This is a genomic window from Citrobacter sp. Cb080, from assembly GCF_030334745.1.
Taxonomy (GTDB): domain Bacteria; phylum Pseudomonadota; class Gammaproteobacteria; order Enterobacterales; family Enterobacteriaceae; genus Citrobacter; species Citrobacter braakii.
This window is the reverse complement of the sequence record NZ_JAOWDG010000016.1, coordinates 1-219: the sequence shown is the minus strand read 5'-3', so window position 1 is coordinate 219 and position 219 is coordinate 1. Positions and strand designations below refer to the sequence as shown.

The 219-nt window shown below is 56.2% G+C and carries 2 tRNA genes; both read left to right on the top strand.

Annotated features, from left to right (window positions below):
- Positions 1-22: 22 nt before the first annotated feature.
- Positions 23-98, top strand: a tRNA-Val gene (locus OGV38_RS00205).
- 46 nt (positions 99-144) lie between these two features.
- Positions 145-217 (top strand) — tRNA-Val (locus OGV38_RS00200).
- The last annotated feature ends 2 nt before the right edge of the window (positions 218-219 follow it).

Here is a 219-nt window from a genome sequence, read left to right as displayed (position 1 = left end):
ATAATGCGACTCCACACAGCGGGGGTGATTAGCTCAGCTGGGAGAGCACCTCCCTTACAAGGAGGGGGTCGGCGGTTCGAACCCGTCATCACCCACCAACTACTTTATGTAGTCTCCGCCGTGTAAAACAAGAAATTGAGAAGTGGGTGATTAGCTCAGCTGGGAGAGCACCTCCCTTACAAGGAGGGGGTCGGCGGTTCGATCCCGTCATCACCCACC